6 protein-coding genes are annotated in these 5,323 nt (G+C 62.5%); 3 read left to right on the top strand and 3 right to left on the bottom strand.

Annotated elements, in window-relative coordinates:
- Positions 1–163: 163 nt before the first annotated feature.
- The gene (locus tag ACHFFR_RS08980; RefSeq protein ID WP_394263927.1) at positions 164–1,012 is read right to left on the bottom strand and encodes a DUF1206 domain-containing protein; all 849 of its coding nucleotides are present in this window, start codon (positions 1,010–1,012) and stop codon (positions 164–166) included.
- Positions 1,013–1,115: 103 nt separating this feature from the next.
- Here ACHFFR_RS08980 and ACHFFR_RS08975 point away from each other — a divergent pair, with 103 nt between their 5' ends.
- Together ACHFFR_RS08975 and nadE are read left to right on the top strand one after the other, a co-directional pair.
- Entirely contained in the window at positions 1,116–2,285 is a 1,170-nt protein-coding gene (locus ACHFFR_RS08975) for a GNAT family N-acetyltransferase (RefSeq protein ID WP_394263926.1), read from the top strand.
- 29 nt (positions 2,286–2,314) lie between these two features.
- Complete coding sequence (gene nadE / locus ACHFFR_RS08970; RefSeq protein ID WP_394263925.1) at positions 2,315–3,151, top strand: ammonia-dependent NAD(+) synthetase; 837 nt, start codon at positions 2,315–2,317, stop codon at positions 3,149–3,151.
- Here nadE and ACHFFR_RS08965 read toward each other — a convergent pair.
- Positions 3,148–3,756, bottom strand: coding sequence for a SatD family protein (locus ACHFFR_RS08965; RefSeq protein ID WP_394263924.1), 609 nt, complete (start codon positions 3,754–3,756; stop codon positions 3,148–3,150). The genes nadE and ACHFFR_RS08965 overlap by 4 nt on opposite strands.
- A gap of 66 nt (positions 3,757–3,822) precedes the next feature.
- Here ACHFFR_RS08965 and ACHFFR_RS08960 point away from each other — a divergent pair, with 66 nt between their 5' ends.
- Positions 3,823–4,218, top strand: coding sequence for a hypothetical protein (locus ACHFFR_RS08960; RefSeq protein WP_394263923.1), 396 nt, complete (start codon positions 3,823–3,825; stop codon positions 4,216–4,218).
- Positions 4,219–4,267: 49 nt separating this feature from the next.
- On the opposite strand, the gene ACHFFR_RS08955 is transcribed toward ACHFFR_RS08960, so the two are convergent.
- Entirely contained in the window at positions 4,268–4,780 is a 513-nt protein-coding gene (locus ACHFFR_RS08955) for a TspO/MBR family protein (protein ID WP_394263922.1), read from the bottom strand.
- Positions 4,781–5,323: the final 543 nt, after the last annotated feature.

Genomic DNA, 5,323 nt, shown 5'->3' with positions numbered 1-5,323 from the left:
GGACACGGCTGGGGACCCATGGAGCTGATCAACTAGCTAGAACACCCACAGTGCTGCACAACAACCATGTAGCACAACAACCAAGTAGCGCCACAAGCATGTAGCGCGACAACACGAGGGCGGGCCTGGAAACCATTCCAGACCCGCCCTCGTGTCGCGTGAACTAGAACTGTTGATATTTCGCGCGCAACACCGAGTACATGCCGTAGACCATGAAGCCAACTCCGATGGCAATGAGCATAATCCCGCCGGCAGGCAGGGTGAGGATCTCGCCGAAGGCGGCGTCCATGCCGCTAGCCTTCTCCTTGTCCATGCTCGCCGCTGCCCACATGACCATCACGCCAACGCCAACGAGCGCGACCCCCTTGGCGGCGTAACCAACCATGCCCGTGACCTCGATGGCCTTGCTGACGTTCGCGTCCCCAGCGGCATTGAGGTCCTCGAGGAACTTCTTCTTCAGGCCCTTGTAGACGTGATACGCGGCCACGGCAATGATTCCAATGCCGACGAGGGCAACAAGGATCCTGCCGACCCCCGAGGCAAGGAACGGCTCGGCGGCGTCCTCGCTGCCTCCCGAATCGTCGCTGCCGCTACCGAGGCCAAAGCGCAGGGCGGTGAACGCCAAGAATGCGTACGTCACTGCCTTACCGGCGGCCTTGCCGAGGGCGAGGATCTTGTCTTTGCCCTCCTCCTCGCGAGCGGCCCCGAAAAAGATCTCGGTCAGATGCATGAGGGCAAGCGCGATCATCGCGATGCCGCCGATGATCAACAGGGCGGAGCCCGCTGGCGCGTCGGCGAAGCTGGCGAGCGCTCCGGACTGGTCGGCGTCTTCACCGCTATCTGATCCGGTTGCGAGCCTGATACTGATCCAGCCGATCATCGCGTGAACAAGGCCGGACATGATGTAGCCCGCGCGTGCAAGATACTCGAACCAACGCGAGTTGGTGGCACTCTTGGCGCTGTTCTTAGCGCTACGTCCCGCCTGCTTGACGGAATTAGTTGAAGGACTCATACCTCCACACTAAAACACTGGCACCATTTAGTGGAGTGTTGCCTTCGCCGAAGCGGACGCCGTCGTGCGGGCACGCTCGCACGAGAACCGGTACGCTCGCACCATGGAAATTCGCGCGGTCAAAGTCCCAGTGCCGTCCGCCAACGCTCCGGTTACCGCGGGCTGGCAACGCCTCTATGAGCTCTACGCCGCCGACCACATGGCCTGGTACAACCACACCGACTACCTCAGCCACTCCGTCGAGCGCTTTCTGGCGAATCAGGTGCAGGGCGGCGATCCAGAACGACCCGAGGAGACCTACGTGTTGCTCGCGCGCGGAGAAGGACGCGTGAGCGGCCCGATCACAGTGAGCGACGAGCCGTTCGACGACGTCGATCCCACGGCTATCGTTGGGTTCCTCCGCTATTCCTACTATGTTGAGTCGGCTGAGGGCGTGGCGTTCCCCGCGATCTTCGTGGACGCCGACTGGCGCCGCCGCGGCATCGGGACCGCCGCCATGGAGTTCATACGCTCCCGCGCACTCGCCGATTCGCGAAGAATCCTTGAGGCGTGGGCGCCGGGGGATCCGGATGCGGCCGGCGAGCCCATCACGCCGAAACAGGGGGCAGGTTCCGTGGCCTCGGGAGATACCGGCGCTGCTTTCCTGACAGCGCTGGATTACCGGCTCGAACTGGTGGAGAATTCGTCGTCGCTGGATCTCACCAATGCCGAGAAGGTACGCAAGCTGCGCGAGCTGGAACGACTCGGACGTGAGCGCCTGGGCGGCGACGTCGAGGTCCGCGTCCATTCATACACCCTCGACGACGAGGCCCTCAGCGCTTTGGCCGAGGCTCGCAACGCGTTCGAGCAGGACTATCCCCAAGGCGAGAACGCGGATCGCATCCAGCGCACGCCCGAGCAACTGCGATCGGAATTCGATCGCGCCCTTGACCGCCTGACCGATGGCATCAGCGTCCTCATTCACGAGAAGGCGAGTGGCGTCGTCGTCGCTGGAACTGGTCTGGAGTACAAGGTGGGTGGCCGGCGCGCCTACCAGGAATGGACGTGGGTGTCGCCGGATCATCGCGGAGCCGGGCTGGCGACGTACGTCAAGGCCGTCACGTACGTGCACGCGATTGATCACCTGCCGAACATTGAGGTGGTCGAAACGGAGAACGCGGAAGAAAATGAGGCGATGTGGGCGGTCAACGAGAAGCTTGGTTTCGAGCGCTCCTCGCTCATGACGAACTGGTTTTCGTTCTACGACGGCGACGCGTGGCGGCCTCATCCCTAACCGCGGCGCCCGGCCCGTAGACTGTGACCATGTATGTTCACGAGTTTCAGCAAGAAATCATCGAATCGACGGGCGTGAAGCCGGAGATTGACCCGGCTCAGGAGGTTGAGAGGCGCGTCCAGTTCCTCTGCGACTACATGCTGGCAACCCACACGAGGGGATTCGTGCTCGGCATTTCCGGGGGAGTGGACTCCACGCTTGCAGGCCGACTCGCGCAGCTCGCTGTCGACAAGCTCAAGGCCGACGGGCACGAGGCCACGTTCGTTGCCGTGCGCCTGCCCCATGGCGTTCAGGTTGACGAGGCCGACGCCGCCGCCGCGATGGACTGGGTGGCAGGCGAACGTGAAGTCACGATCAACATTAAGGATGCGACCGACGGGCTGGCCGACTCCTATGCGCAGGGCATGGGCACGGAGATCACCGACTATAACAAGGGCAACGTCAAGGCTCGCATGCGCATGATTGCGCAGTACGCGATCGCTGGCGACAACAATTTGCTCGTGCTGGGCTCCGACCACGGCGCCGAGAACGTCACCGGATACTTCACCAAGTTCGGCGACGGCGCGGCCGACCTGCTCCCGCTCTCTGGTCTGAACAAGCGCCAGATCAAGTCGATCCTGCAGCATCTCGGCGCGCCCGATCCGCTATGGCAAAAGGTGCCGACCGCCGATCTGCTTGACGGCCAGCCACTTCGCACCGACGAGGACGAACTCGGCGTGACCTACGACGAGATCGATGACTACCTCGAAGGCAAGCAGATTTCTGACCGCGCCGCCGCCAACATTGAACTGAAGTGGGTGCGCGGGCGCCACAAGCGCACGACCCCGGTGGAAGTCAACGACACCTGGTGGCGTTCGAACGACTAGGCCTCGGGCCAGTGGGCCGTCATGGCCGCGGCCAGCGGCCGCAGGTCATTGGACTGGATGCGCTGCGAGTTCGCGGACGGACTAATCCCGAGCGCGGCCGCCGTCTCCTGATTCGACTCGTCGGTGACAAGACCGAGTAGGGTGCCCGCGGCGCCGGGCTTGAGCTTGGACAGCGCCGCGTCGATAAGGTGCAGTGAGGGCGCGAGCCGGGGATCGTCGTCGTTGATTCCCGTGCGAATGCCGGACCAGCCGGAGGTGCCGGCGAGCTCCTCGACCTGCTCGAGGGCCATCCGGGCGTTCCACCACGCCGAGCCGTCCTGAATGCCGTCGCCGATCTCTTCGATGTAGCCGGTCCCGATGCCGAATCGAATGTCGGAGCCGTGTGAGAGCATATGAAGGCGAAGGAGATGAGTCGCTTTGATCGATTCGGCCAACGTGGCGAAGACGCCCTGAATTTCGTCTCCCACCGTGGGGGCGAGGGGCACGACGCCGGTGGGCAGGGTCTCGAGCGCGTCCATGAGCGCGCTGTGGGTGGCTTTGCGGGCGGATCCGCGCGAGGCGACGAGATCTCCGACGACGGCCACCAGTTCAGGGTTTATCTTCATATCCACCATATTTAGATAATACCTGAATCTAGTGAGTTGTGAAAGGTTTTTCTAAAGGAGGGTGCGATGCTGATCGTGCAGATCTTGGCCTATGGCCTCGCTGGGCTTGGAGCGATGTCCGGAAACAGGCTCATCCGCGCGTTCTTGCAGCGCATTGACCCGGGAGGTCAGTCCGCGCGCCCGTCGCTGCTATCCGCGCAGAAAGCGCTACCCGGAGGGCGATGGATCGGGATCTTGGAGCGGCTTGCCACCTATGTCTGCGTTGTGACCGGTCAGCCTGCGGGGATCGCGATGGTTCTCGCGGTCAAGGGCCTCGGGCGCTATCCCGAACTGAAGAATGACAACAGTGCTCGCGTGGGCGAGCTGTTTATTATCGGCACGTTCATGTCGATGCTGTGGGCGCTGATGTGGGCGGGCATTGCGATCGGAGCGATCGCGAAGGCTGGCGAGGTCATGGCATAAAAATGGCAGCCCCGGCGAGATGCCGAGCCTGCCATGAAACGTTGCGAAATTACTCGTTGAGCTGGGCGATCTTGCCCGTTAACGCCGCGGCGAACGTCGTCCATGCGGCGTAGGGGACAAGGGCGAGGCCTGCACCAGTCGAGACCTTTCCTGCGCGGCGAGCCAGGCATGCCGAGGACACGGCAAGTGCAGTTGACTCGACGGCTGTCACTGTGGCGTTGCGACCCTGCCAGAACAGGATGGACCATCCGGCGTTCAACGCAAGATTCAGGCCGAGGCTACGCTTGAACGCGCTGCGCTCCTTCTGGATTTCGTCGCGTCGCGCGTTGGTCAGCGCGCGATCTTCTTGCTTGTCCAGATCAGCGAACACCTTTGCCGTTGCTCCAGCAATCGTGGCGTACAGTGCCGTCCACGCCACGGGGAAGACCTCGTTGGGCGGCTGCCAATCAGGCTTCCTGCGCGTCTTGTACCACGCCGTATCCGGGTCCGTGGCAAGCGTGCCGATGGTTGCGGTGACGGCCGTGGCGATGCCCGTGCCAACAAGCTTCTTAGTAAATCCCATTACTTATCTCCTTTATGTCTGTAGTGCTCACGCTAACAATCGCAGACCTGCGCAGTCAGTCTTTCACCCCTCAGCGAGATTCCCCGCCTGGCAACCACAAACCCATCCATAACCCCCCCGCCAGCAGCCGAACAACCCGAACGGTACGCCGCCTAGCAACCACAACCCATCCATAACCCCAGTCAAAGCCCCCAACGCCGTAGCCGTGCACTAGTCGGCGTACTAAACGGGTCAGCGCAACCTAGTCGGCGTACTAAACGGGTCAGCGCAACCTAGGCGGCGTACTAAACGGGTTCGTAACCCCCTCGTTAGGTACGCCCTTCTCCGATTGGTACGCCGCCTGGCGAAAACCAACCCGAATAGTACGCCGTCCATCGGCGCAGAAATGCCAGGGGAACGTCGTCGGGCGGAAATGAACCCGAACGGTACGCCGCTTGGCGGCTAGGAGTCCCAGGGGCAGGTCGTCTGGCGGAAATGAAACCGAATAGTACGTCGTCCAGTGAGTAACGACGACGATCGCCCCCGCCAAAGCGCCCTGAGACT

Origin of the sequence: Trueperella sp., from assembly GCF_043424875.1 — a bacterium.
In the GTDB taxonomy this organism is placed as follows: Bacteria; Actinomycetota; Actinomycetes; order Actinomycetales; family Actinomycetaceae; genus Trueperella.
This window is presented reverse-complemented; position numbering and strand designations above follow the sequence as displayed.

What these genes read in the sequence shown, in the direction of transcription:
- ACHFFR_RS08965 (WP_394263924.1), bottom strand. Translation starts at nt 3,756, where the DNA reads ATGAAGATAAACCCTGAACTGGTGGCCGTCGTCGGAGATCTCGTCGCC.
- nadE (WP_394263925.1), top strand. Translation starts at nt 2,315, where the DNA reads ATGTATGTTCACGAGTTTCAGCAAGAAATCATCGAATCGACGGGCGTG.
- ACHFFR_RS08980 (WP_394263927.1), bottom strand. Translation starts at nt 1,012, where the DNA reads ATGAGTCCTTCAACTAATTCCGTCAAGCAGGCGGGACGTAGCGCTAAG.
- ACHFFR_RS08960 (WP_394263923.1), top strand. Translation starts at nt 3,823, where the DNA reads ATGCTGATCGTGCAGATCTTGGCCTATGGCCTCGCTGGGCTTGGAGCG.
- ACHFFR_RS08955 (WP_394263922.1), bottom strand. Translation starts at nt 4,780, where the DNA reads ATGGGATTTACTAAGAAGCTTGTTGGCACGGGCATCGCCACGGCCGTC.
- ACHFFR_RS08975 (WP_394263926.1), top strand. Translation starts at nt 1,116, where the DNA reads ATGGAAATTCGCGCGGTCAAAGTCCCAGTGCCGTCCGCCAACGCTCCG.